We start from the raw sequence: 25,180 nt of genomic DNA on the forward strand, positions 1-25,180 counted from the left end.
ATGTGGGAGCTGGCTTGCCTGCGATAGCTGTAGGCCCGTTAACACATCAGTGACTGACACACCGCCATCGCAGGCAAGCCAGCTCCCACAGTTTTAATCTGCGTTTGTTCAAGAATAAGAGGCAGCTTTATGTCCGACATCCTCTGGCAACCCTCCCCGGAACACATCGCCGCCACGCGCATGGACCAGTTCCGCCGCTACATCAACGAGCGCTACGCCCTGCAACTCGCCGACTACCCCGCCCTGCACCAATGGAGCATCGACCAGCGCCCCGACTTCTGGCAGGCCATCGTCACGTTCTTCGACGTGCAATTTCGCAGTCCACCCAGCACGGTGCTGATCGAAGGCGCTGAAATGCCCAGCGCCCAGTGGTTCCCCGGCGCGACCCTGAGCTTTGCCGAACACCTGCTGCGCCGCCGTGACAATCACCCCGCCGTAGTCGCCATCAGCGAAGACGGCCAGCGCGAACACCTGACCTACGCCGAACTGGCCGCCCACGTCGCCGGCCTGCAACAGAGCCTGCGGGCCATCGGCGTGACCCAGGGCGACCGCGTGGCCGCGTGCATGCCCAACACCTGGCAAACCCTGGTGGGGCATGCTTGCCACCACCAGCCTTGGGGCGATCTGGTCGTGCTCCTCGCCGGACTTCGGCACCCAGGGCGTGATCGACCGTTTCGGCCAGATCGAACCCAAGGTGCTGATCACCTGCGCCGGTTATCGCTACGCCGGCAAAACCATCGACCAGAGCGCCAAGCTCAATGAAATCCTCGAACGCCTGCCGTCCCTGGAACAACTGATCGTCGTGCCGTACGCACGGCCCCAGGCGCAGGTCGAGGACTATCAAACGGCGGCCAGCGTGAGCCTGTGGGGCGATTTCTACCAACCCGGCGGCGAGCCTGAATTCGTCGCCGTGCCCTTCGATCACCCGCTGTACATCCTCTATTCCAGCGGCACCACCGGCGTGCCCAAGTGCATCATCCACGGCACCGGCGGCGTGTTGCTCACCCACCTCAAGGAACACGGCCTGCATGCCGACCTGAACCGCGAGGACTGCCTGTTCTACTACCACCTGCGGCTGGATGATGTGGAACTGGCTGGTCTCGGTGCTGGCCATCGGCGCCACGGCGGTGCTGTATGACGGCTCGCCATTTCATCCGGGGCCCGAGCGTTTGATTGACTTGATCGATGCCGAACGGATCAGCGTGTTCGGCACCAGCCCCAAGTTCCTCGCCACCCTGGAAAAGGCCGGCCTGCAACCGCGCCTGAGCCACGATCTAAGCAGCCTCAAAGGCTTGATCTCCACCGGCTCGCCGCTGTCGCCGCAGAGCTACGACTACGTGTACCGCGAGATCAAGGCTGAGCTGTGCCTGTCATCCATGTCCGGTGGCACCGATATCGTGTCGTGCTTTGTGATCGGCAACCCGGTGCTGCCGGTGCGCCAGGGCGAGATGCAGTGCAAGAGCCTGGCGATGGCGATCGAGGTCTGGGATGACCAGGGCCGCGCGCTGATCGGCGAAAAAGGCGAGCTGGTCTGCACCCGCCACTTCCCGGCGATGCCCATCGGTTTGTGGAACGATCCCGAACAAAAGAAGCTGCGCGCCTCGTATTTCAGCCAGTTCCCCGGCGTATGGGCCCAGGGCGACTACGCCGAGCAACGCCCCAACGGCAGCCTGTTGATCCACGGTCGCTCCGACGCGGTGCTCAACCCCGGCGGCGTGCGCATCGGCACGGCGGAGATTTATCGGCAGGTGGAAAAAGTCCCGCAGGTGCTGGAAAGCCTGGCCATTGGTCAGCGCTGGCAGGACGATGTGCGGGTGGTGCTGTTTGTGCGCCTCAACGATGGTGTCGTGCTGGATGACGCCCTGGAGCAGCAGATCCGCCAGGTGATCCGCGCCAACACCACGCCACGTCATGTGCCGGCAAAAATCCTCGCTGTCACGGATATCCCCCGCACCATCAGCGGCAAGATCGTCGAATTGGCGGTGCGCAACGTGGTGCATGGCGAACCGGTGAAAAATACCGACGCCCTCGCCAACCCACAGGCCCTGGAGGAGTTTCGCGACCGCCCCGAACTGGCGTGAAAGATGAAAGGTTTCAGCCCTGACACACTCATTTGAAGACAAAACCCCAAGGCATGCTATTTTTCGAGGGGTAGTCAGCCGTTCCCGACTCACGGGATAATCGGCGTTTGTCATATTTCAAAGCGTCAAGCTCAGGGCTTTTTCATGAATGGAACACCCACCGTCAGCGCAGCCGCCGCCTTGATCGCGCAGCTGGACTGGGCGCAAAGCCCCCTCGGTGAGATCAACCAGTGGCCACAAAGCCTGCGCACTGCCGTGGATATTGTCGTCCACTCGCCGATGCCGATGCTCCTGCTGTGGGGCAGCCAACTGACCCAGCTCTACAACGACGGCTTCGCCCTGCTGGCCGGCAACAAGCACCCCCGACGCCCTCGGCCAGCCGGCACACCAGGCCTGGCCAGAGCTGCAAAGCTTCACCACGCCGATCTACAACGCCGTGCTCGAAGGCCAGGTGCGCACCTTCACCGAGCAGCGCTTTATCCTGCAACGCAATCACCGTGATACCGAGATCTGGCTGGACCTGACCTACAGCCCGGTGCGTGATGAAAGCGGCAGCGTCGCCGGGATCCTGGTCACCGCCATCGAGACCAACGAACGCCGCAAGGCCCAGCACAATACCGAGCAACGCCTGCAACTGGCGCTGGCCGCGCCACCGACGCGGTGGGCACTTGGGATTGGGATATCGGCGAAGACCGCTTTATCGCCGACGCCCACTTCGCCTACCTGCACGGCGTGGCCCCCGACCACGCCAGCCTGCTGCCCATCAGCGCCTACCTGCAAGGCGTGCACCCTGAAGACCGCGGCATGGTGGCGCGCAGCATCAAGCATTGCATCACCTTTGGCACCGAATACGCCGAGGAATACCGCCTGCAACAAGCCGACGGCACGGTGCGCTGGGTGTTTGCCCGGGGGCGTTGCTACAAGGACCACCAGGGCCGCCCCGCGCGTTTTCTCGGCGCGGCGCTGGACCTCACCGAGCGCAAGCACACCGAACAGGCCTTGCGCCAAAGCCAGACCGAGTTGCAGCTGATCATCAACGCCATGCCGGTGCTGATCGGTTATGTGGATCACGAACAACGCTTTCGCCTGAACAACAGCGCGTACCTGGAGTGGTACGGCATGACGCCCCAGGAGCTGTACGGCAAGAGCATCCGCGAAGTGCTCGGCGACGAGGTGTATGCCGGCCGCGAGGACCAGATCAACGCGGCGCTCAAGGGCAAGGCGTGCAGCTTCCAGACCATCACCCCGCACCGCGATGGGCGCCCGCGTCACGCGCTGATGAAGTACCTGCCGCGTTTCAGCAATGACGGTTCGGTGAATGGTTTCTACATCTTTGTCATCGATGAAACCGAACGCAAACTCACCGAAGAAGCCCTGCGCAACCTCAACGAGAACCTCGAAGAACGTGTGGCCCAGCGCACTCAGGCGCTGGCTGAAGCCAACCAGCGCCTGCAAAACGAGATGTTTGAACGCGAACGCGCCGAAGACGCCCTGCGCCATGCGCAGAAGATGGAAGCCGTGGGCCAGCTGACCGGTGGCATCGCCCACGACTTCAACAATATGCTCACCGGGATCATCGGCAGCCTGGACCTGATGCAACGCTACATCGCCGCCGGGCGCAGCGACGAAATCGGCCGGTTTACCGACGCCGCCGTGTCCTCCGCCCACCGTGCCGCCGCCCTCACCCATCGCCTGCTGGCGTTTTCCCGGCGCCAGTCCCTGGACCGCCGCCCGCTGGATCCGAACCAGCTGGTGGCGTCCCTGGAAGACCTGTTCCGCCGCACCAAGGGCGCGCATATCGCGCTCAAGGTGCAACTGGGCCACGACATCTGGCCGGTGAACACCGACGCCAGCCAACTGGAAAACGCCCTGCTCAACCTGGTGATCAACGCGCGCGACGCCATGCCCGACGGCGGTGAACTGCTGATCGAAACGGCCAACAGCTACCTGGATGGCACCGACATCACCACTTTGGAACCGGTGAAAGCCGGCGACTACGTGATGCTCGGCGTGTGCGACAACGGCGCGGGCATGGCGCCGAAGATCCTCGCCAAGGCGTTCGACCCGTTCTTTACCACCAAGCCCATCGGCCAAGGCACGGGCCTCGGGCTGTCGATGATCTACGGCTTTGCCCAGCAGTCCGGCGGGCACGTGACCATCCACAGCGCACCGGGCCAGGGCACCTGCGTGCGCCTGTACCTGCCGCGGCTGCACGGCACCGCGCTGGAAAGCAGCCTGCCGGCCAGCCTGACTGAAGCGCCGGTGGCCCTGGCCGGTGAAGCCGTGGTGGTGGTCGAAGACGACCCGGCCGTGCGCATGCTGGTGGTCAACGTGCTCGACGAGTTGGGCTACACCGCCCACCAGGCGGCGGATGCCCGCACCGCGCTGCCGCTGCTGGAATCGGATTTGCGCGTGGACCTGCTGGTCACCGACGTCGGCCTGCCGGGCATGAACGGCCGGCAACTGGCAGAGATCGCCCGCCAGCATCGGCCGGGCCTGCGCGTGTTGTTCATGACCGGTTACGCAGAGAAGGCCGCCGAGCGCCAGGGTTTCCTGGAGGACGGCATGGACATGGTGGCCAAGCCGTTTTCCATCGACCTGCTGGCCACGAAAATCCGCAGCATGATCAGCGTGGTCGAATGAGTTCAGGCATAATCGCCCGCCGTTGCAGGTACCTGGTAGAGATCAATGAAAGCCCAAGCCCGTCATATCCTGGTGAAAACCAGCGAAGAAGCCGAACAACTCAAGCAGCGCATTGCCAAGGGCGAAGCCTTTGACGTGCTGGCGAAGAAGTACTCCACCTGCCCGTCAGGCAAGCGCGGCGGTGATCTGGGGGAGATTCGGCCGGGGCAGATGGTGGGGGTGATTGACGCGGTGATTTTCAAGAAGCCGCTGCGGGTGGTGCATGGGCCGATCAAGAGCAAGTTTGGGTATCACCTGGTGCAGGTGTTTTACCGCGACTGAGGGGTTGGCTTGAAGCCGCTATCGCAGGCAAGCCAGCTCCCACAGTTGACCGAGTTCCTTCAAACAAAACTCGATCAACTGTGGGAGCCGGGCTTGCCCGCGATCCGCCGCAGGCGGCCATTCATCGGGGTATCAGCGCCCCCGGCAACTGAATCACCCGACTCGCCAACCGATGCCCCGCCACCGCTGCCTCTTGCGGCGAGCCGCCCTTCAAGCGGCTGGCCAGATACGCCGCACTGAACGAATCCCCCGCCGCCGTCGTATCCACCACCTTCTCGACTTTCACCGCCGGCACGCCAAAGCGCTCGCCCTTGAAACGGATCAGGCAGTCCTGCGCACCACGCTTGAGCACCACTTCCGCAATCGCCGGATACGCCGCAAACACCTGCTCACTGCTGGCATACCCAAACAACGCGCGCTCGTCATCCTCAGTCAGCAACGCCATGTCCACCTCGGCCAAGACCTTGCCATACGCCTCACGTGCCGCCTCGACACTGGCCCACAAACGCGGGCGGTAGTTGTTGTCGAACACCACCTTGCCGCCGCGCCGGCGGGTTTCGACCAAGGTGTGCAGCAAGCGCTCACGGCCGATTTCACCCAGCACTGCCAGGGTGATACCGCTGAAATACACCACGTCGTAATCCGGCAGCGCCGCCAGGATCGGTTCGGCGGCGGGCGTGGTGAAGCAGTCGCGCACGGCGGCTTCGTTGCGCCAGTAGAGGAATTTGCGTTCGCCATTGGCGTCGGTCTGGATGCAGTACAAACCCGGCAAGCGCCCGGGCAGGCGCTGGACCATGCCGAGGCCAAGACCTTCGTCAGCCCATTGCTGGCACATGGCGTCGCTGAAGCTGTCATCGCCTAGCGCCGTCACATAGTCGACATGGCCGCTATCGCCCAGCTCGCGGCGCAGGTAGACCGCCGTGTTCAGGGTGTCGCCGCCGAAGCTTTGGTGCAGGCTGCCGTCGGCGCGGTGTTGCAGTTCGATCATGCATTCGCCGATGAGGGCGATGTGGGGGAGGGTGGTCATGGCGGTTTTCTCGGGTGTTTTTCAGGGCCCCATCGCAGGCAAGCCAGCTCCCACATTTTGATCTGTGAGCACTTTCAAATGTGGGAGCTGGCTTGCCTGCGATGGCCGCGACTCGGTCTAGAAGCAGGTATGCAGACTCTCAACCACCTGCAACTGCTCATCCACCAGGCACCCCACCTGCCACTTGTCAAAGGTCAGGCACGGGTGCGAAGTACCAAAGGAAATGATGTCGCCAATGCGCAGTTCAACCCCAGCCGCAACAGTCATGAACGCATGCTGGTCCATCACCGCCGTGACCTTGCACGCGCTCACATCATCCCCTTCGGCGCCCACAACACCCGCCTTGTAACGCTTGAGCGGCACTGGCAAACCGGCGTCGTAGGCCACGTCGCGCTTGCCCAGGGCGATCACCGCAAAACCCGGCTCGGGCATCGATTGCACATGAGCCCAGACTTCCAGGGCCGGGCGCAGACCTTCGCTGAGGTCGCTGCGACGGTCGAGCACGCAGCATTGCGCTTCTTTGTAGATGCCATGGTCATGGGCCACGTAGCTGCCGGGGCGCAACACGCTGAGGAAACGGCCGGCAGCGTTTTGCGCCTCGAAAGACTCGGCGATCAAGTCGTACCAGGCCGAACCCGAAGCGGTGACGATGGGCTTGGGCAGGTCGAATGAACCGTTGTTCTGCAGATCCACCGCCAGGCGCACCAGGCTCGCGGCGAAGTCGCGGATACCGCTGATGGCGTGCTCGCCATGGATCACCCCTTCGTAGCCTTCGATCCCGGTGAGGGCCAGGGCCGGCTGGGCCTTGATCGCCTTGGCCAGGTCGCGCACTTCCTGCTCGCTGCGGCAACCGCAACGGCCGCCGACCACGCCGTATTCGATCATCACGTTGAGGCGCAGGCCACGGGCGGCGAAAAACAGGCCGAGGTCGGCGACGTTGTCCGGGTGATCGACCATGCAGTGGAAATCAAAATCCTTGTCCGCCAGCAGATCGGCGATCAACGCCATGTTGGGCGCGCCCACCAGTTGGTTGGCCATCAGCACGCGGCGCACGCCACCGGCATAGGCGGCGCGGGTCTGCACTGCGCTGGCCAGGGTGATGCCCCAGGCGCCCGCGGCGATCTGGCGTTGGAACAGCGCCGGCATCATGCTGGTCTTGCCATGGGGCGCCAGTTCGGCGCCGCTGTTGCTGACGAAGGTTTGCATCCAGCGGATGTTGTGTTCCAGGGCCTCGCGGTGCAGCACCAGGGCGGGCAGGCTGACGTCACGGACCAGGTGGGCACCGACGGCGGCGGCGCCCTTTTCAACGGCATTGATGGCAGACATGAAATGCTCCTATTCGTTGATGCGACGGGCCAGGTTGTTGGCGCTGTCGATCAGCACCCGGCGATAGTCGTTGTAGTTTTTCAGTGCATCGGCCCGTGGGGCGACGATGCACAGGGTCGCAATGCTGATGCCCTGCGCGTCCCGTACCGGGGCGGCAAAGCAATGGGTAAAGGTGTCGGCCACGCTGTCGAAGGAAAAGAAACCATCGAGGGTGGCCTGGCGGATTTGTGCGAGGAAGGTGTCCAGCGGCAAGCGCTGGCCGTCCGGCAGGATAAAGTCATCGTGGTCGATCAGGTCGATGATCTGCTTGTCGCTCAAATGCCCGAGCAACAGGCGCCCGGACGCGGTCCAGGGGATCGGCGCGTTTTCGCCGATATCCGAGGAAATGCGAAAATGCCGCTCGCCCTCGCGCATCAGCGCCACCGTGTATTTGCGCCCGTTGAGCAGGCACATCTGCGCGGTTTCGTGGGTCTGGCTGACGATCTCCTGCAAGGCGTGGTCGGCCTCGCGGGTCAGGTCGAAGTGCCGCAGGTGCGCCTGGCCGAGAAAGTACAGCTGGCGGCCGAGGTAGACGTGACCGTCCTTGCCCACGGTTTCGAGGATGCGCCGCTCCAGCAGCGAAGCGACCAGCTCATAGACCGTGGACTTGGGGCTGCCGATGCCGCTGGCAATATCATTCGGGCGCAGGGGCTGGCCGATCTCCTTGAGAAAATCGAGGATATCGAACGCCCGGTCCAGGCCTTTGGCGCGGCGTTTGATGGTGTCTTCGGTCATGGCAGTTTTGGTCCGGTCATAGTAGTAATACTGCACAGTGAACCCCTGTGGGAGCGGGCTTGCCCGCGATGGCGGTGGCTCAGTCAGACATGGGTTGACTGACACTCCGTCATCGCAGGCAAGCCAGCTCCCACATTGGCGCAGCGGTGGGCTTCAGATCGCTGCATTTAGCCCTTTTTCTTGTAGGCCACGCAATCGATCTCCACCTTGCAATCCACCATCATGTTGGCCTGCACACAGGCCCGCGCCGGGGCGTGTTCAGGGGTGAAGTATTCGCCGAAGACCTTGTTGAAACTCCAGAAGTCGCGCGGGTCTTCCAGCCACACGCCGACACGCACCACGTCTTTCAACTCGTAGCCGGCTTCTTCGAGAATCGCCACCACATTGCGCAGGGTCTGCCGGGTTTGCTCGACGATGCCGCCGCTGATGATTTCACCGTCCACCGCTGGCACTTGGCCCGAGACGTAGAGCCAGCCGTCCGCTTCCACCGCGCGGGCGAAAGGACGGGGCTGGCCGCCGCCGGCAGTGCTGCCGGTGCCGTAACGAGTAATGCTCATAAAAATAGCCTCCTGATTAAAAACGAATGTTCTTGAGAAATTCCGCCAGGCGCGGCGATTGCGGGCGTTCGAAGATGTCCTTCGAGCTGCCCTGCTCTTCAATGCGGCCCTGGTTCATGAAAACGATCTTGTCCGACACTTCATAGGCAAAGCGCATTTCGTGGGTGACCAGCAACATGGTCATGCCCTCTTCCGCCAGGCCCTTGATCACGCTGAGCACTTCGCCCACCAACTCGGGGTCGAGGGCCGAGGTGACTTCGTCGAACAGCATCAGGCTCGGGTTCATCGCAATGGCGCGGGCAATCGCCACGCGCTGTTGCTGGCCGCCGGAGAGCTGGCCGGGGAAGTGGTTGCGCCGCTCCAGAAGCCCTACGCGGTCGAGCCATTTTTCCGCGAGTGCCACGGCCTCGTCCTTACCCATCTTCTTGACCTTGAGCAGGCCGAGGGTGACGTTCTGCAACGCCGTCAAATGCGGGAACAGGTTGAACTGCTGGAACGCCATGCCGGTCATGGCGCGGTGCTGGGAAATCACCCGCTCGGGGTGGCGCACGCGCTTGCCGCCGATGTCGCTGTAGCCGATGGACTCACCGTCGAGGGTGATCTGCCCGCCCTGGAACTCTTCCAGCAGGTTGACGCAGCGCAACAGCGTGGTCTTGCCCGAGCCGCTGGAGCCGATCAACGTGACCACGTTGCCGCGCTGCAGGGTCAGGTCGACGCCCTTGAGCACTTCCACCTCGCCGTACTGTTTGCGCAGGCCGCGGATATTGAGCAACGGTTGCTCGATGTGAGGTTGGTTCATGGCAAGGCCACCCGCTTTTCAATGTAGCGCCCGAATAATTCAATGGCGTAGTTGATGACAAAGAACAGAAACCCGGCGAACAGGTAGAACTCCAGGGTCATGAACGTGCGCGCAATCACTTGCTGGGTACTGAGCAGCAATTCCGCCACGCCGATCACCGACAGCAGCGTCGAGGCCTTGACGATTTCCGTGGAGGAATTGACCCAGGTCGGCAGGATCTGCCGCAGCGCTTGCGGCAACAGCACGTAGGCCAGGGACTGCTGGAACGTCAGGCCAATCGCCTTGCCCGCTTCCAGTTGCCCGCGGGGAATGGCTTGCAGTGCACCACGCACGATCTCCGACACGTGGGAGCCGCAAAACAGTGTCAAGCCGACCGCACCGGCCTGGAACGCGCTGATCTGCCAACCGAGGGCCGGCAACATGTAGAAACACGCGAGCACCAGCACAAACACCGGCGTGCCACGGATCAGATCGACATACAGACGAAACGGCGCACGCATCCAGAACTTGCCGTAGGTCAGGATCAACCCGGCGACAATGCCGATCAGGGTGCCGAAGATAATCGCCAGCGCCGACACATACACACTGGCTTGAAAGCCCGCCCACAGGGTATCCCGGGCGATCCACAACTCATGCAGCCAGCTGGGGGACTCGTACATGGGAACCCTCCTTAACGACGGATCGCCAGACGCTGTTCCAGGTAACGGAGCAGCATGGCAATGAGGTAACAGGCAGCCACGTAGAGCGCGGTCGTGACCAGCCAGGTTTCAATCACCCGGTAGCTTTCGACGTTGATCTTGCGGGCGTAATAGGTCAGCTCCGGCACGGCAATCGCGGCGGCCAGCGAGGTGTCCTTGAACAGCGAGATAAAGTTGTTCGACAGCGCCGGCAACACGTTGCGCAACATCACCGGCACGGTGATGTAGGCCCGGATGCGCCATTCGCCCAGGCCGATGGCCAGGCCGGCTTCACGCAGGCCCTTGGGAATATTCAACAGCCCGGCGCGGAATACTTCGGTCAGGTAGGCACCGGCGTACAACGACAGGGTGATGATGAACGAGGGGATTTTGTCGAGACGAATCCCCAGGGACGGCAACGCAAAGTAGATCAACAGGATCAGCACCAGAATCGGCGTATTGCGCACCACCGTCACATACACCGAGGCAAAGATGCGCAACGCACGGTGCTTGGACAGCATGGCAAACGCCATCAGCAGGCCGATCACGCAGCCGATGGCGATCGACAGCAATGCCAGTTGCAGGCCCAGACCGAGCCCCGCCAGCAAGGTGTCGAAATCGCGCCACACGGCGGCAAAGTTCAACTGATAGTTCATGGTCAGCAGTACCTAATAGGGGCGCCGTCGGCGGCGCCCCGGTTGTCACGAATCACTTGAACTCGACAGGGAAACCAATCGCCGGCTCTGGCAGGTCGACGCCAAACCACTGCTTGAACGAAGCCTTGTAGGTGGGGAATTCCACACCGGTCATGGCTTCATGCAGGGCGGTGTTGACGAAGTTCAGCCAGTCCTGGTCGCCACGCTTGACCGCGCACGCATAGGTTTGCGGGCTCCAGGCGTAGGCCGGGCTGCGGTAACGGCCGGGGTTCTGCACCATCAGGTATTTGACCGAAGACTGGTCGGTGGCGGCGGCATCGGCGCGGCCGGAGTTCACCGCCTGGTACATCAGGTCGACGCTGTCGTACTGGTCGACCTTGGCCTTGGGCAGCGCCTGGTGCACCAGCTCTTCGGCGTACACGTTTTGCAGCACGGCCACGGTCACGCCGTCGCCGGCGGCTTGCAGGTCTTCGATCTCTTTGTATTTGCTGTTGTTGGGCAGCAACAGGCCCACGCCTTCGCGGTAGTACGGCAGGGTAAACGCGACCTGCTGCGCACGGCTGGCGGTGACGGTAATGAACTGGCAACTCATGTCGACCTTGTCGGTCAGCAGGTTGGGAATCCGTGCGTCGGACGACTGCACCACAAACTCAACCTTGCTCGGGTCGTTGAACAATCCCTTGGCCACGATGCGGCCGATGTCGATATCAAACCCTTGCAACTTGCCATCCGCTCCCTGGAAGTGCCACGGCGCATTGGTACTGCCTGTACCTACGATCAGGTGCCCACGCTTGAGCACATCATCGAGCTTGCTGTCCGCCGCCTGCACGATGCTTGCGAGGGAAGCCGATGCGGCGAAGAGAAAAACACACGCTTTGAACACGGAAGGTCGGTGATGCATGACAAGCACTCCAGGGATTGTGTATTCCGCTATACCGGAACCTAGTATGTAACAACGGAATAGACAGCAGAAAGTGTGCCACACGCTGCAACAGAAAAAAATCCGAGGGATAAATTCTTTATAAATCAGCCAGATAAATCTTCGCGGCTGGTGGGGCGTTACGTCAGCAGCTGCGACCGCCCTGCTACCCCAGGCCCCACACTGCGGTGACAGGCCCCAATCCCGTGCGCCATTACTGCGTTACCGCGCACCGTTGCAGTGCGCGCGCAGCGTGGAAAAATCCCCACGCTGGACTAGCCTTTGCACATCCCCGCCGACAAGGATCGCGCCCCGATGAAGCTCAGCCTCACCCTGGTTTTATGCGCCTGTCTGCTCGCCACCAACGCCTGGGCCAGCAACGACCGCCGCGACTGCAAGATAGAACTGCGCAAGCTCAACGAAGCCTTGAGCACCAACTACACCAGCCAGAACCACCACGGCTACCGCCAGGCCAAGGCCTCGCGGGACAACCTGGAATACAAGAAATGCGCGAACCAGGCCCGCAAGGCGCGCGAACGCCTGGAGCGTGACGCGAACCTGTGAAGGTTGACAGTAGACGGTAGTGAATCCTCGATTTAGCGTTGGCACTCAACTGACGTTGCCCAGGAGGACGACCACCATGGGGCTTGCCACCGCAACAATTGCCAATGCCGAGGACTACCAACGGGTGCTGAGTTCGTCACGCCCGGTGTTTCTGCTGTTTGTTTCAGCCCACTGCCCTGCGTGTACCGAAGCTGTGCCGCTGTTTGAAATGATTGCCGCCAGATACCCGAGCGTCATGAGCTTGGTGCTTGACTGTGCACACACCCCAAGACACGGCGAGGTCACGGGCACTCCGACCGGGCTGGTCTATGTCAACGGGCAATTGCAGGAGAAACTCCAGGGCTTTGGCCCTGAGGAAGGTCAAGCCGCACTCGTGGAGGCCACATTCAAACGCTATGCTAAGCGGCGTCGGCCGATCAAACCCACCCTTGCACGGCCCTGACAGACGTCTACGCTGCTCAATGCAGTCTCAGCCGAGCCAGGGTCAGCAATGTTCAAGACCATTGAAGCCGAAGTCCTCAAGAAACTCCCCTCACCTGCCCTGCAACTTGAGTTCGCCCAGCATGATTTCGAGCGACTCAAGCCCTTTTGCCTGTTGATCTACCTCGCCAGCATCAGCATCTGGCTGGTGTTCAACCTGATCGTCAGCTTTCGCGGCGGCCAGGGTTTTACCTTCTATTCAGTGATATTTCTCAGCGCACTGTTGATCACCACGCTGGTGCTGGCCTTCAACACCCAGGTGCGCCACTTCCAGTGGATCAACCTGATCTTCGTCAGCATCATCGCCATCGGCATCCGCCTGGTGATCGAAGGCCTGCCCATGGACCTGCACCCCGGCTGGCTGATCCTCGGCGCGTCGACCATTTTGTACAGTGCCTCCGTGCTGCCGCTGAACCGCTGGGCATTCGCCGCTACGCTGGTGATCACCTGGGTGGTACTCAACCCGTTCTATCTCACCGAAACCTCGGTGCTGGAAGTCAAAGGCACTACGGTGTTCTTCTATTCCAGCTTTCTCAGCCTGCTGACCCTCTACAGTTTCCTCAAGCTGCGCCAGGTCAAGCTGAGCAACTACATCATGGCCAAGCTGCTGCTGGACCAGGCCTACGTGGACACCCTGACCGACATCCCCAACCGCCGCGCGTTCATGGCCAACGCCGGGCAAAAGCTCGCCCACCAGCCGCGCACACACGACCATTACCTGGCGATGATCGACATCGACAATTTCAAGAAAGTGAATGACCGGTTTGGCCACGACGTTGGCGACGATGTGCTCAAGCGTGTCGCCCACGACATCCGCGCCGTGATGAACGACTACGACTACGCGCGCCTTGGCGGCGAAGAATTTGCCATTTACCTGGCAGGAGTACGCCGCGAAGACGCGGCGCAGTTGGCGGACCGGCTGTGCGCCCAGGTGCGGGCGCACGCCGGCCAACACCCGGTGACCATCAGCATCGGCCTGGCCCGGGTGGAGGATGGCGAAACCCTGAACCAGGTGCTGATCAAGGCGGACCAGGCGTTGTATGTGTCAAAACATGCGGGCAAGGACCGCTTTACGTTTCACGCACCATAGCCACCTGGGTCACCCGCCGCTCCTCGACGGCCGCCACGGTCAGGCGCCAGCCGTCGTACACCAGGCTGTCGCCCACCACCGGCAGGCGGTCCAGCAGGCTCATCACCAAGCCGGCGAGGGTCTGATAGTCGTCGGTCGCCGTGGCGTTGAAGCCGGTGCGTTGGCGGATCTGGTTGAGGTTGAGCGCGCCATTCACTCGAAAACCTGCGCCGTCCTCGACAATGTCCGGTCCCTCGATTTCACTGGCGTCGGGCAGTTCACCGGCGATGGATTCGAGAATGTCGGTCATGCTCAACACGCCCATGAAGTCACCGAATTCGTTGATGACGAAGGCGATGTGCGTGGATTCCTGGCGCATCTGCTCCAGGGCGTTGAGCACCGAGAAACTCTCCAGCAGGTTGATCGCCCGGCGTGCCAGGTGCTCCAGGTTTGGCTCGTTGCCGGCCAGGTATTCCTTGAGCAGCTCCTTCTTGTGCACAAAGCCCAGGGGTTCATCCACCGCGCCATTACGGATCAGCGGCAGGCGCGAGTAGGACGAATGCATCAGCTTCAGGCGAATCGTCTCGGCATCGTCCGCCAAGTCGATGTAATCAACCTTGGCCCGCGGCGTCATCAACGTACGGATCGGCCGCTCGGCCAATTGCAGCACGCCGCTGATCATCACGCGCTCGCGGCGATCAAACAGCGGGCCTTGCGCGGTATCCGGCTCGCCCCAACAGGTCGGCCACCTCTTCACCCACTTCTTCCACCGCCAGGCTGCGCCCGCCGAGCAAGCGCATCACCGCATGGGCCGTGCGCTCACGCACTGGCAACACGCCTTGCGCCGACTTCTTGCGACGGGCGCGGGCAATCTGGTTGAACACTTCGATCAGGATCGAGAAACCGATGGCCGCATACAGGTAGCCCTTCGGAATATGGAAGCCCAGGCCTTCGGCGGTCAGGGCAAAACCGATCATCATCAAGAAGCCCAGGCAGAGCATGATCACCGTCGGGTGCGCATTGACGAAGCGGGTCAACGGCTTGCTCGCGACGATCATCACGCCGATGGACACGATGACCGCAATCATCATCACCGCCAGTTCATCCACCATGCCCACGGCGGTAATCACCGCATCGAGGGAGAACACGGCGTCGAGCACCACGATCTGCGCCACGATCGGCCAGAACATCGCGTAGGCCGCATTGCCACTGCGCTGGGCGACGTGGCCTTCGAGGCGTTCGTGCAATTCCATGGTGGCCTTGAACAACAGGAACACACCACCAAACAGCATGATCAGGTCGCGGCCGGAGAAGCTCTTGTCGAACACCTCGAACAGCGGCTGGGTGAGGGTCACCAACCACGAAATACTCGCCAGCAGGCCCAGGCGCATCAACAGCGCCAGGGACAAGCCGATCAAGCGCGCACGGTCACGCTGCTCGGGCGGCAACTTGTCCGCGAGGATCGCGATAAACACCAGGTTGTCGATACCCAGCACCAGTTCCAGCACAATCAAGGTCAACAGGCCGAGCCAGGCCGTTGGATCCGCTAACCATTCCATTTATAGAGTCTCTTTAATTCGAAGTTCAGAATGCCGGGCACAGCAATGCGCGGTCAGTGGACCGGGACAAGGTTAGCAGTCGAAATACGGGATGCTTCAGCGGGAACGGCAGCAGCGGATGTCTTGGGGAAAGACGACTGGGGGGCTCCGAGAGGGTGTTCATGCAAATCCTGCGATAAAAAAGGACTTGAATCGTACAGCTGAAAGGTAAATTTCCTACAACGCAAAACTATTACAAGATCTGTAATCGTGTTCAGCGCGCCGCTTTTACCTGCTGGATAAACCGCGCGACCGCCGGTGCTTTTTCAAACCGGCGGTGAATCAGCGACAGCCACGACGATGCGTCACTGCCTTGAATGGGCCGGTACAGCACATTCGGCAGCGTCACATGCCCCACCACCGACGCCGGCACCACCGCAACGCCCTGCCCCAGCGAGACCAGCGCCAGCACCGCGACCAAACCACCCGGCTGCGGCCCCAGGCGCGGCGCATAACCGCCCTGGGCGGCCACATGCAGCGTGCCGCTGATCTGCTCCGGCAGGATAAAGGTCTCGTTTTGCAGGTGTTCGCAGCCGATGGCTTTCAATCCCAGCAGCCAGGAACCTTGCGCCACGGCCAGGACAAACCCTTCGCTGTCCAGGCGTACCGCTTCCACGCCATCGGGCAGGGTCATGGGCGAGCGGACGTAACCAATGTCATAACGCCCATCCGCCACCGCGCCTGGCAATGCGGCCATCGCGCATTCGCGCACATTCACGCTCACATCGGGAAACGCCTGGCTGAACGCCTGCATCTGCCGCTGCAACACGCCGCCATACACCGCTGATGCCACATAACCCAGTTCGATATGCCCGATATCGCCGCGCCCGGCCCGCTGGGCATGGCGCTGGGCGCATTCGAATTGGCGCACGGTGGCTTCCGCTTCCTGCACCAGGGCCGCGCCCGCTTCGGTCAGGCTGACTTCGCGCTGCTGGCGGATAAACAAGCGCGTGCCCAGGGCGGTTTCCATGTCCTGGATCTGCCGGCTCAAGGTCGGCGGCGCGATGCCCAGTTGCTCGGCGGCGCGGGTGAAGTTGCGTTGCCGGGCCACGGCCAGGAAGTAGCGGAAGTGACGAATTTCCATCGCAGGATTAGCTCAAAGGTAATGAAGTTCTTATTGCCACCTAACAAAGGCAACGTTGGACGACGATAAGCTGGGCCAATCCTAACAGCCAGAGAGCCTTTGCGATGCCTTGCGATTTCACACCCACCATTGCCTGCCGGGTAATCTGCCCATGAAGCCCGTCAGCCCACGCTTGACGTTGCTCACCGCCTCCGGCGTCTGCTCGCTGATCGTGCTCGACACCAATATCGTCGCGGTCACCCTGCCGAGCATCGCCCGCGACCTGGGGGCCAATTTCGCCGATATCGAGTGGGTCGTCAGCGCCTATATGCTGGCCTTCGCCGCGCTGCTGTTGCCCGCCGGTAGCCTTGCCGACCGCTTCGGGCGCAAGAAAACCCTGGTCTGGGGCTTGAGTATTTTCATCCTCGCGTCCCTGGGTTGCGGCGCTGCGCCCAGCGCGTTGTGGCTGGACATCGCCCGCGCCGTCAAAGGCGTCGGTGCAGCGCTGTTGCTGACCTCGGCCCTGGCGTCCATCGGCCACACCTTCCACGATGAGGTGGAGCGCGCCAAAGCCTGGGCCTTCTGGGGCGCGTGCATGGGCGTGGCGATGACCGCCGCGCCGACCCTCGGCGGTCTGATTACCGAGTACCTGGGCTGGCGCTGGATTTTCTACCTCAACCTGCCCGTGGGCCTGGCACTGATGGCGCTGGTACTGCGGGCCATCCCGGAATCCCGCGATACCCAGTCCGCCCGCCTTGATCCCTGGGGCAGCCTGGCGTTCAGCGCCAGCCTGCTGTGCCTGATCTGGGGGCTGATCGAGGCCAACCGCATCGGCTGGGACAACCCGCTGACCTATGCGCGCCTGCTAGGTGGCGCGGCGCTGTTGGCCGTATTTGTGCTGGTCGAACGCGTGCAGCAACGGCCGATGGTGGACCTGCAACTGTTTCGCCAGCCGCGTTTTATCGGCGCCTTGCTCGGAATGTTCGCCTACGCCGGGTGCGCGCAAGTGATGATGACGCTGCTGCCCTTCTACCTGCAGAACGGCCTGGGGTTCTCCGCCATCGCGTCGGGCCTGGGCATGTTGCCGTTCGCCCTGACCATGCTGGTGTGCCCCCGTATCGGCGCACGCCTGGCGGGGCGTTTTACCCCGGCGACGATGATGGCCGCCGGCTTGACCCTGGTGGGCTGCGGCAACTTGCTCAGCGCGTGGGCGGTGAATGCGGGCGGTTACCTGCCCTTCGCCTTGGCGATTGCGGTCACGGGGGCCGGCGCGGGCTTGCTCAATGGCGATACGCAGAAAAACATCATGGCCTGCGTGCCGCGCGACCGTGTCGGGATGGCCTCGGGGATGAGTACCACCATGCGTTTCAGCGCGATCATGCTGGCCATTGGCGTGTATGGGGCGTTGTTGAGCAGCCACAGTGAGCAATTGTTGGGGGCGAGTATCGATGCGCAGTGGCAGGGCCAGGTGGCCGGGATCGCGTCGCGGGTGGTGGCCGGTGACATGCCAGCGGCGATGGGGTTGTTGCCGGCGTCGGCAAGGGCCGGTGTGCAACCGCTGGCACAGCAGGCGTTTGTCGGTGGTTTCGGTGGGGTGTTGTGGGTGGCGGGATGGTTGGGGTTGCTGGGGGCGTTGGTGGTGGGGCTGCTGATGCGCTACCCGATCAATGTGGGAGCGGGCTTGCCCGCGATTACAGGGCGTCAGTCGATACATGAGTGACTGATCCACCGCATTCGCGGGCAAGCCCGCTCCCACAAGGGACTGCTAACATCCGAGAGGTCGGATTACCAAAAGCGCTGCTGGGTCAACCGGCTCCACCAGGTCAGCAGCACGCGGTCCACTGAACCGCTGGCCGCCAGGCCCACACGTTCCTGCAAGCTTTTGCGCTCGGCATAGTGCAGGTGGAACACCTCGGCGGTCTTGGCCTTGGTCGCCAGGTATTCGTCGCTGGTTTGCAGTTCGTCCACCAGTTGTTTGTCGAGCGCGGCAACACCCAGCCACACTTCCCCTGTCGCCACCTCATCGATCGCCAACTGCGGGCGATAGCGCGAGACGAAGTTCTTGAACAACTGATGGGTGATATCCAGGTCTTCCTGGAACTTCTCCCGGCCCTTCTCGGTATTTTCGCCAAACACCGTGAGGGTGCGCTTGTACTCACCGGCGGTCAGCACTTCAAAGTCGATGTCGTGCTTTTTCAGCAAGCGGTTGACGTTGGGCAGCTGCGCGACCACGCCAATCGAACCGAGGATGGCGAACGGGGCGCTGATAATTTTCTCGCCGATGCACGCCATCATGTAGCCGCCGCTGGCCGCGACCTTGTCGATGCACACGGTCAGCGGCACGCCCGCCTGGCGGATACGCGCCAGTTGCGACGACGCCAGGCCGTAGCTATGGACCATGCCGCCACCGCTTTCCAGGCGCAGCACCACTTCGTCCTTGGGTGTGGCAAGGCTGAGCAGCGCAGTGATTTCATGGCGCAGGCTTTCGGTGGCCGAGGCCTTGATGTCGCCATCGAAATCCAGCACAAACACCCGTGGCTTGGCCTCGGGCTTTTTCTTGCTGTTCTTCTTTTCGGCTTTGCTTTCGGACTTGCGCAAGGCCTTGAGCTGGTCCTTGTCGAGCAGGGTGGATTCCAGGCGCTCGCGCAGGCCCTTGTAGAAATCATTGAGTTTGCTGACCTGCAATTGGCCAGCGGATTTGCGACGACCTTTGCTGCGCAAGGCGGCGAAGCTGATCAGTACCACCAGAATAGCGACCACCAGGGTGACGGTCTTCGCTAAGAAGCTCGCGTATTCGGCCAGAAAATCCATGTTGCTCCTTACAAGTGCAGTGCGCCAGGCGCGGATTGCCCCAGCATACCGGCGGCACCGCGTTCGGGCCAGTGATCAAACCGCCAGCAAGCGGGCCTCCAACGGGCTTTTAAAACAAGCGTATGTTTTTCCATTGACAGCTCGCAGGCATCCCCATAACCTCGCCAGACTTTCAACGTACCGGGAAAACGGACGTGGGCAGCATCTATCTGATTCGACATGGCCAAGCCTCCTTCGGTGCAGACGACTATGACGTCCTGTCGCCCGTCGGCGTGGAACAAGCGCAAGTGCTCGGGCGACACCTGGCCGATCTGGGCGTGACGTTCGACCGCTGCCTCGCCGGCGACCTGCGCCGCCAGCAGCACACCGCCAGCGCCGCCTTCGAGCAGTACAGCGCCCGCGGCCTGCCGGTACCGGCAGTCGAGGTGGACAGCGCCTTCAACGAGTTCGACGCCGATGCAATCATCCGCGCCCTGCTCCCCGACCTGCTCACCAGCGAACCCGAAGCCCTGGAGATCCTGCGCAATGCCGCGCAGAACCGCAGCGAGTTCCAGCGCATCTTCGCCCTGATCATCGAACGCTGGCTGGCCGGCACCTATGACCCACCGGGGCTGGAGAGCTGGCTGGGGTTTGTCGAACGGGTCCAGGGTGGCCTGCAACGCATTCTCGAAGCGGCGGACAACGCGCAGAAAATCGCCGTGTTTACTTCCGGCGGCACCATCACTGCCCTGCTCCACCTGATTACCCGGATGCCTGCCGCCCAGGCCTTCGAACTGAACTGGCAAATTGTTAACACCTCGCTCAACCAGCTGAAATTCCGCGGTCGCGAGGTGGCCCTGGCTTCCTTCAACAGCCACACCCACTTGCAACTGTTGAAGGCGCCGCAGCTCATCACCTTCCGATGAGCTGCGGCCAACCGTGACCCCAAGGTCACTGGACTCACCATAAAAGGATCGAAACCATGACTGACGTAGCCAAAGCTGTAGAAGCAATGAAAGCCAAATTCAACCCAGGCGCCGCTGACGGCCTGGACCTGGTATTCGGTTTCCGCATCGACGACACCAAGAACTTCTCCCTGATCGTCAAGGACAAGACCTGCGAATTGCAGGAAGGCGAAAACCCAGACGCCCAAGTGACGCTGGTCATGGACAGCGAAACCCTGGAAGGCATCGTTGACGGTTCCACCGACGGCATGCAGGCCTTCATGGGCGGCAAACTGCGCACCGAAGGCGACATGATGCTGGCGATGAAGCTGAGCGAGCTGTTCCCTTCCTGATTCAAGGTCCAGCCTGAATCCCTGTGGGAGCGGGCTTGTGTGGGAGCGGGCTTGCCCGCGATTGCGGCGTATCAGTCAATAGATTCAGTGACTGACGCACCGCATTCGCGGGCAAGCCCGCTCCCACATTTTGATCTGCTGTGATGCTCAGTTTTTTGGCTGCAGCAGCAACGCCACCAACGCACTCCACCCGGTCTGATGCGACGCCCCCAACCCGCGCCCGGTTTCGCCATGGAAATATTCATGGAACAACACCAGGTCACGGCTCGCCGGGTCCGCTTCCAACTGCGCATACCCCACCATCGATGGCCGCAGCCCATCCTCGTCCCTTAGAAACAACCCCGTCAGCCGCGCGCTGAGGCTGTCAGCCACTTCCTCCAGCGATGCCAGATAACCACTGCCCGTCGGGTACTCCACCGAAAAGTTGTCGGCGTAGTAGCGGTGAAATTCCCGCAGCGATTCGATCAGCATATAGTTCACCGGCATCCACAACGGCCCGCGCCAATTGGAGTTGCCGCCATACAAACGCGAGTCGGATTCGCCGGGCTGGTAGCTTGCACATAACGTATTGCCGTTCATCTTCAACGCCAGCGGCTGCTCGGCAAACGCCTTGGACAATGAGCGCACACCAAACGCCGACAAGAACTCAGCGTCATCGAGCATGCGCCGCAGCAGGTCCTTGGTGCGCTCACCGCGCAGCAGCGCCAGCAACAGGCGATTGCCCTGGCCCGGTTCGTTCCAGCGCGACACCAGCTTGGCCAAGTCGGGCCGGTGCTTCATGAACCCCAGCAAACGCTCGCGCAAACCTTCCAGGCCTTCATGCTCGTGCTGTTCCAGCACCAGCACGGCAAACAGGGGCATCAGCCCGACCATGGAGCGCAGGCGTACCGGTTCGTTACTGCCGTCGGGGCGGTGCAGGACGTCGTAGAAAAACTGGTCCTGTTCATCCCACAAGCCTTCGGCGCTGTCATCCACGCGGTTGATAGCCCCGGCGATGTACAAGAAGTGCTCGAAAAACTTCACGCCGATGTCCACGTACACCACATTGCGCTTGGCCAGCTCCAGGGCGATGCGCATCAGGTCCAGCGCATAGGCGGCGACCCACGCCGTACCGTCGGCCTGATCCAGCTGATAACCCGGCGGCAGCGCGGCCGAGCGGTCGAACAAGGCAATATTGTCCAGCCCCAGGAACCCGCCCTGGAACAGATTGCGCCCCTCGGCATCCTTGCGATTGACCCACCAGGAAAAATTCAGCAGCAGCTTGTGGAATATCCTTTCCAGGAAGTCCATATCGCCTACGCCGGTCAGCGCCTTGTCCTGCTGATACACGCGCCAACTGGCCCAGGCGTGCACCGGCGGGTTGGCGTCGTCGAAGCGCCATTCATACGCCGGCAACTGGCCGTTGGGGTGCATGAAACGATCCTTCACCAGCAGCAACAGCTGTTGCTTGGCGTACGCCGGATCGATCAGCGCCATGGCCACGGCCTGGAAGCCCTGGTCCCAGGAGGCGTACCACGGGTATTCCCAGGTATCGGGCATGGAGAGGATGTCGAAGTTGGACAGGTGCCGCCAATGGGTATTGCGGATATGCAAGCGCTCGGGCGGTGGCGCAGGTTGGGCCGGGTCGCCATCGAGCCATTGGTTCACATCGAAATAATAGAGTTGCTTGGACCACAGCAGACCGGCCAATGCCTGACGCTGTACGTTGCGAGCGTCCTCAGACGCAATGTCCTGCTGCAAGGCGGCGTAAAAGTCGTCGGTTTCATGGCGGCGCTGTTCAAACAGCTTGCGCGCGTTGACCCGAGGCGCACCGACCGACGCAAAACGCAGGTAGATTATTTTGCGCTCCAGGCCCGCCAGATTGAGGACAAACCGCGCAGCGACTTTGGTGCCGCAGTCACGGCGAATCGCCGACTGAACACCGCTCACCACGTACTCGTTGATCCCGTCCTTGAACGGCCCTGGTGCCGGTTGACCATCCAGCCGGGGATAGTTGCTTTCGTTTTCACAGAACAGCCACTCGACGCCCTCCTCGCCCCACGCGCTTAGATGGCGGTCAGGCAACTCATGATGGCGTGCCAGCACCTGGTCGCCGTCCAGCGTCAACTGTGGCTTGGGCGCATCGACGGTCCAGCTCCAATCATTGCGCGCCCACAGTTGGGGCAACACCTGCAACCGCGTCGGCTGATCCGAACGGTTGTGCACCGTGATGCGCATGAAAATATCGTCGGGTTGATGTTTGGCGTATTCGACACTGACATCGCAGTAGCGGTTGTCTTCGAATACTCCGGTATCGAGGATTTCGTACTCGGCGTCAGCCAACCCACGGCGGGCGTTCTCGCTGAGCAAGTCGGCGTACGGAAAGGCAGCATGGGGGTATTTGTAGAGCATGCGCATGTAGGCATGGCTCGGTACGCCATCGACGAAAAAGTACAGTTCCTTGACGTCTTCACCGTGGTTGCCCTCGGCGTTGTTCAGGCCGAACAGGCGCTCCTTGATGATTCCATCGCGCTCGTTCCACAGGGCCAGGCCCAGGCACCAGCGTTGCGCCTTGTCACTGAACCCCGCCAGGCCGTCCTCGCCCCAACGGTAGGCGCGGCTGCGTGCATGGTCATGGGGGAAGTAGGCCCAGGCGTCGCCATCGGCGCTGTAGTCTTCGCGCACCGTGCCCCATTGGCGTTCGCTCAGGTAGGGGCCCCACTCGCGCCAGCGCTCGGCGTCGCTGGTTGCCAGGCGTTGGCCTTCGATCGTGTCAGAAATCCGCGTTACGGGCGTGGCCGTCATGGGGCCTCCTGCGCCTACAAGGTGAGGTGCAGTGTAGGACCCATCCACGCCCGTATGCACATGAAGGTTTAGAAGATCGCGTAGGTGTAGTTGAAGATCAGGCGGGTTTGATCCTGATCGGCAGTGCCGGTGTTCTTGCCGTGGTAGGTACCGGTACGGAAGGTGGTACCGAAGCCTTTCAGAGGACCGGCCTGCACCACGTAGTCCAGACGGAAGTCGGCTTCGTTTTCTTTCTGGTCAGGGCCACCGGCCACCTTCGCCTTGATATCCCGGCCATCCAGGTACGCCACGGACGCCTTCAAGCCAGGTACGTAGGCCTTGAAGTCATACGAATACTGACCAAAGTTGACCTGCTCGCCCGCACGGGAGAACTGGCCGACCACGGCGTCGGTGAACAGGTAGAAGTCGCTGCCACCGGCACCTTGTGCGTGCGGATCAGCCAGGCTGCCCTGGTTCACCCAGACAAAGCCGCCGTCGTCACCCACGCCAATATGGCCAAGCATCAGGCTGCTGCCGCCCAGTTGGTAGGTGAAGGCCGCACTGTAGGTTTTGTTGTCGACTTCGTTGGCGTGCCGGGCATAGCCGCCGTTGTTGTTGAACTGGTAGCCGCTCTGGCCGTTCTTGCCGTCGCTGCTGCTGTCGAAGTAGCGCAGGTCAGTCTTGAACGATTGGTCATTGCCCAGCGGCAGTACGTGGACCAGGCCGAAGTAGTTCTGTTTGTAGAAGTCTTGCAGTTGGGCGTAGTAGTACTGCAACGTCAGGTTTTTCGCGATGACGTTGTCGGAAGAACCAAACGGCTTGTAGTCCACCCCCCCGAACTTGAAGCTGTCGCTGTCGCGCTGACCACCCGCCACACTCAAACCGGTGGAGTTGCTGGAGGCACGGCCTTCGGCGCGGTTCAGTTCACCGCCGGTGAAGGTCACGTTGGGAATATCGCTCGACGTCAGGATGCCGCCATCAAAGGTTTGCGGGGCCACGCGGCTGTCGTTGGACACCAGGATCGGCAACACCGGCGCCAAGCCACCACCGACGTGCAACTCGGTCTGGGAAATACGGAACTTCACGTTGCCCGCGGCACGACCAAAAGAGTCGGCCGGTTCAGTGCCGTTGTTCTTCGTCGGGAAGAAGCTGTTGCCGTTACCCGCCAGACCCGCGCCTGCGGTGTGGCCATCGCCGCCATCCAGGCGCAGGGCGCCGAACGCCATCAGGTCAAAACCGACGCCCACGGTGCCTTGGGTGAAGCCGGACTTGTAGTCAAACCGCAGCGCGGTGGCGGTTTCGCGCAGGTCGTTGTTGGTGACCGAGCGGTTGTCAGCGCTGTAGTACATGGTCCGCGAGCTCACGGAGGCATGGCTGTCTTCCAGGAAACCGCTGTGACCGGTGCCCGTGCCCAGGGAGCCGAGCCCGAAATCATCAGCTAACGCGTGTTGTGCAAGAACGGCGGCGGTGATCGACAACGCCAGTGTAGAAATTTTCATTAACGACGGCCCCTAAACATTTTTTTATGTGTGTGATGTGTAAAACGGCGTTTTCATCCTTGCGAACGTGACGATTCTTTCATGCCGGGTGGGGGCGACTGCGTGAAGAATTAGTTAGGAAAAACAGCGGAAAATGAAATTTTCAGCCGGACGATTTTTGTCATATTCACGTCATCTCATTCATCCAAGGAATGAAGTCCAGAGGATTCTTCGTTTGCAAGTGTGGCGGGCGCTCAACAAAATCCAGAAAAAGGCCACGTTCATCGCCACCGTCATC

At 61.7% G+C, this 25,180-nt stretch carries 19 protein-coding genes and 3 pseudogenes; 9 read left to right on the plus strand and 13 right to left on the minus strand.

The genetic code is table 11. From position 1 onward, the window contains the following. The first annotated feature begins 129 nt into the window (after window positions 1-129). From PSH87_RS15355 to PSH87_RS15365, 3 genes and pseudogenes are all read left to right on the plus strand, one after another. Window positions 130-2,081 (plus strand): annotated as a pseudogene (locus PSH87_RS15355) (acetoacetate--CoA ligase). Between the two features lie 144 nt (window positions 2,082-2,225). Then, window positions 2,226-4,724, plus strand: a pseudogene (locus tag PSH87_RS15360) (PAS domain-containing protein). A 45-nt stretch (window positions 4,725-4,769) separates the two neighbouring features. Further along, window positions 4,770-5,045 carry a peptidylprolyl isomerase gene (locus PSH87_RS15365; RefSeq protein WP_017737235.1) on the plus strand — a complete coding sequence of 92 codons (276 nt, stop codon included), beginning with the start codon at window positions 4,770-4,772 and terminating at the stop codon, window positions 5,043-5,045. Between the two features lie 121 nt (window positions 5,046-5,166). On the opposite strand, the gene PSH87_RS15370 is transcribed toward PSH87_RS15365, so the two are convergent. The 8 genes from PSH87_RS15370 to PSH87_RS15405 form a co-directional block, all read right to left on the minus strand. Next, the gene (locus PSH87_RS15370) at window positions 5,167-6,072 is read right to left on the minus strand and encodes a sugar kinase (RefSeq protein WP_305430075.1); all 906 of its coding nucleotides are present in this window, start codon (window positions 6,070-6,072) and stop codon (window positions 5,167-5,169) included. A 117-nt stretch (window positions 6,073-6,189) separates the two neighbouring features. Then, on the minus strand, window positions 6,190-7,398 hold the full coding sequence (locus tag PSH87_RS15375; protein ID WP_305430077.1) for an amino acid deaminase: 1,209 nt from the start codon (window positions 7,396-7,398) through the stop codon (window positions 6,190-6,192). A 9-nt stretch (window positions 7,399-7,407) separates the two neighbouring features. After that, window positions 7,408-8,172, minus strand: a complete 765-nt coding sequence (locus PSH87_RS15380) for an IclR family transcriptional regulator (RefSeq protein ID WP_207044041.1) — start codon at window positions 8,170-8,172, stop codon at window positions 7,408-7,410. Between the two features lie 167 nt (window positions 8,173-8,339). Next, entirely contained in the window at window positions 8,340-8,729 is a 390-nt protein-coding gene (locus tag PSH87_RS15385; protein ID WP_017737239.1) for a RidA family protein, read from the minus strand. 16 nt (window positions 8,730-8,745) lie between these two features. Beyond that, window positions 8,746-9,528 carry an amino acid ABC transporter ATP-binding protein gene (locus PSH87_RS15390; RefSeq protein ID WP_017737240.1) on the minus strand — a complete coding sequence of 261 codons (783 nt, stop codon included), beginning with the start codon at window positions 9,526-9,528 and terminating at the stop codon, window positions 8,746-8,748. Then, complete coding sequence (locus PSH87_RS15395; protein ID WP_017737241.1) at window positions 9,525-10,187, minus strand: amino acid ABC transporter permease; 663 nt, start codon at window positions 10,185-10,187, stop codon at window positions 9,525-9,527. The genes PSH87_RS15390 and PSH87_RS15395 overlap by 4 nt, the downstream gene beginning before the upstream one ends. 11 nt (window positions 10,188-10,198) lie before the next feature. After that, complete coding sequence (locus PSH87_RS15400) at window positions 10,199-10,861, minus strand: amino acid ABC transporter permease (protein WP_124526745.1); 663 nt, start codon at window positions 10,859-10,861, stop codon at window positions 10,199-10,201. 52 nt (window positions 10,862-10,913) lie between these two features. After that, complete coding sequence (locus tag PSH87_RS15405; protein ID WP_010210965.1) at window positions 10,914-11,762, minus strand: transporter substrate-binding domain-containing protein; 849 nt, start codon at window positions 11,760-11,762, stop codon at window positions 10,914-10,916. Window positions 11,763-12,095: 333 nt separating this feature from the next. Here PSH87_RS15405 and PSH87_RS15410 point away from each other — a divergent pair, with 333 nt between their 5' ends. From PSH87_RS15410 to PSH87_RS15420, 3 genes are all read left to right on the plus strand, one after another. Further along, a complete protein-coding gene (locus PSH87_RS15410; RefSeq protein ID WP_305430078.1) occupies window positions 12,096-12,344 on the plus strand; it encodes a hypothetical protein in 249 nt (82 codons plus the stop codon). 76 nt (window positions 12,345-12,420) lie between these two features. After that, a complete protein-coding gene (locus tag PSH87_RS15415) occupies window positions 12,421-12,786 on the plus strand; it encodes a thioredoxin family protein (protein WP_305430080.1) in 366 nt (121 codons plus the stop codon). Between the two features lie 48 nt (window positions 12,787-12,834). Beyond that, window positions 12,835-13,914 (plus strand): GGDEF domain-containing protein, encoded by a 1,080-nt coding sequence (locus tag PSH87_RS15420; RefSeq protein WP_305430081.1) that lies wholly within the window; start codon window positions 12,835-12,837, stop codon window positions 13,912-13,914. Here PSH87_RS15420 and PSH87_RS28860 read toward each other — a convergent pair. Both PSH87_RS28860 and PSH87_RS15435 read right to left on the minus strand, forming a co-directional pair. Beyond that, window positions 13,895-15,452: pseudogene (locus PSH87_RS28860) on the minus strand (transporter associated domain-containing protein). The gene PSH87_RS15420 and the pseudogene PSH87_RS28860 sit on opposite strands and share 20 nt — an antisense overlap. A gap of 253 nt (window positions 15,453-15,705) precedes the next feature. Next, window positions 15,706-16,575 carry a LysR family transcriptional regulator gene (locus PSH87_RS15435; protein ID WP_305430082.1) on the minus strand — a complete coding sequence of 290 codons (870 nt, stop codon included), beginning with the start codon at window positions 16,573-16,575 and terminating at the stop codon, window positions 15,706-15,708. A 151-nt stretch (window positions 16,576-16,726) separates the two neighbouring features. On the opposite strand from PSH87_RS15435, the gene PSH87_RS15440 reads away from it, so the two are divergent. Beyond that, window positions 16,727-18,274, plus strand: coding sequence for an MFS transporter (locus PSH87_RS15440; protein ID WP_305430083.1), 1,548 nt, complete (start codon window positions 16,727-16,729; stop codon window positions 18,272-18,274). 65 nt (window positions 18,275-18,339) lie between these two features. On the opposite strand, the gene sohB is transcribed toward PSH87_RS15440, so the two are convergent. Next, window positions 18,340-19,365 (minus strand): protease SohB, encoded by a 1,026-nt coding sequence (gene sohB / locus PSH87_RS15445; RefSeq protein ID WP_207046359.1) that lies wholly within the window; start codon window positions 19,363-19,365, stop codon window positions 18,340-18,342. A 194-nt stretch (window positions 19,366-19,559) separates the two neighbouring features. On the opposite strand from sohB, the gene PSH87_RS15450 reads away from it, so the two are divergent. Both PSH87_RS15450 and PSH87_RS15455 read left to right on the plus strand, forming a co-directional pair. Next, on the plus strand, window positions 19,560-20,270 hold the full coding sequence (locus PSH87_RS15450; protein WP_017737251.1) for a histidine phosphatase family protein: 711 nt from the start codon (window positions 19,560-19,562) through the stop codon (window positions 20,268-20,270). A 56-nt stretch (window positions 20,271-20,326) separates the two neighbouring features. Continuing rightward, window positions 20,327-20,641, plus strand: a complete 315-nt coding sequence (locus PSH87_RS15455) for an SCP2 sterol-binding domain-containing protein (protein WP_026136838.1) — start codon at window positions 20,327-20,329, stop codon at window positions 20,639-20,641. Window positions 20,642-20,788: 147 nt separating this feature from the next. Here PSH87_RS15455 and PSH87_RS15460 read toward each other — a convergent pair whose 3' ends face one another. Next, window positions 20,789-23,425 (minus strand): glucosidase, encoded by a 2,637-nt coding sequence (locus PSH87_RS15460; RefSeq protein ID WP_305430085.1) that lies wholly within the window; start codon window positions 23,423-23,425, stop codon window positions 20,789-20,791. Between the two features lie 68 nt (window positions 23,426-23,493). Then, the gene (locus tag PSH87_RS15465) at window positions 23,494-24,903 is read right to left on the minus strand and encodes an OprD family outer membrane porin (RefSeq protein ID WP_305430086.1); all 1,410 of its coding nucleotides are present in this window, start codon (window positions 24,901-24,903) and stop codon (window positions 23,494-23,496) included. Window positions 24,904-25,180 lie beyond the last annotated feature (277 nt).

Origin of the sequence: Pseudomonas sp. FP453 (assembly GCF_030687495.1) — a bacterium.
In the GTDB taxonomy this organism is placed as follows: Bacteria; Pseudomonadota; Gammaproteobacteria; order Pseudomonadales; family Pseudomonadaceae; genus Aquipseudomonas.